This is a genomic window from Vibrio sagamiensis NBRC 104589, assembly GCF_007990935.1.
Lineage (GTDB): Bacteria > Pseudomonadota > Gammaproteobacteria > Enterobacterales > Vibrionaceae > Vibrio > Vibrio sagamiensis.
In genome coordinates this window covers 1-894 of sequence record NZ_BJXJ01000139.1, presented here as the reverse complement: position 1 = coordinate 894, position 894 = coordinate 1, and the positions used below count along the sequence as shown (strand labels likewise).

The 894-nt window shown below is 33.9% G+C and carries 1 tRNA gene; it reads right to left on the bottom strand.

The features are described 5' to 3' along the window. Positions 1–56: 56 nt before the first annotated feature. Positions 57–132: transfer RNA gene (locus tag VSA01S_RS19820), tRNA-Phe, on the bottom strand. Between the last annotated feature and the right edge of the window lie 762 nt (positions 133–894).

Below are 894 nucleotides of genomic sequence, written 5' to 3'. Positions count from 1 at the left end.
TGCCGAATATCTTTGTTTTATCATTGTTCGTGTTAGCACCAACAATTTAAAATTTGTGGTGCCCGGAGGCGGAATCGAACCACCGACACGAGGATTTTCAATCCTCTGCTCTACCGACTGAGCTATCCGGGCGACGAGGTGTATTAAAATGCTTTTCGCTCTTTAGGTCAACAAGAAAATGAAAAAAAAATCCTGTTTGATGATTTTGTGTTCGGAGTGGGCTGTTTTTATACGTTTTTATTAATAGAGCTTTACTCTGTAAGCTTTAATCTGCTGATAAAAAAGGAGGTGTAGGAAAAAAAACACTCTATAGTAATAAAGTACACATTAAAAATGTACTTTCATTGCTCATTTTACTTGATTAGCTTTCTTAATGGATACAGTTAATTGATTACCACTTTCCGCAATAAGATTTATTCAATATAGGATATCATTACTCATTACTCATTACTCATTTGTCTTTGCTGCAGCAATCGTTATTTATTGGTTTATTGATATAATTATTTCGTAAGAAGTAAGTTTCGAGAACTTTGGCTTCTGGTATGTTTCCCTCAACCTACATTTTTCATTTCAGTAAAGATACTGGATAGTTCAGTAACTCGAATTTTATTGTTAGGCTGCTTGTGTGATGACACCTTCAGAGAGCAAGGACTAGAAAAGATCAGAGCGAATAAAGAAAATGAAATAATCATATCCTAATAAATTCGCTTGAATTCTGATTTCATAATAAATGACTCGATTGAATTGCTACATGATTCAGATTGTGTTTTTTGAGTGATTTGATTAGGAGAACTGTGTGTTTTAGTTCATTGATATTGCTGATTAGACAAGTGAGTAACATCATGAAGTAAAGCTGGAAAAAGAAAAAGCCAAGTCCTAGGACTTGGCTTTAAA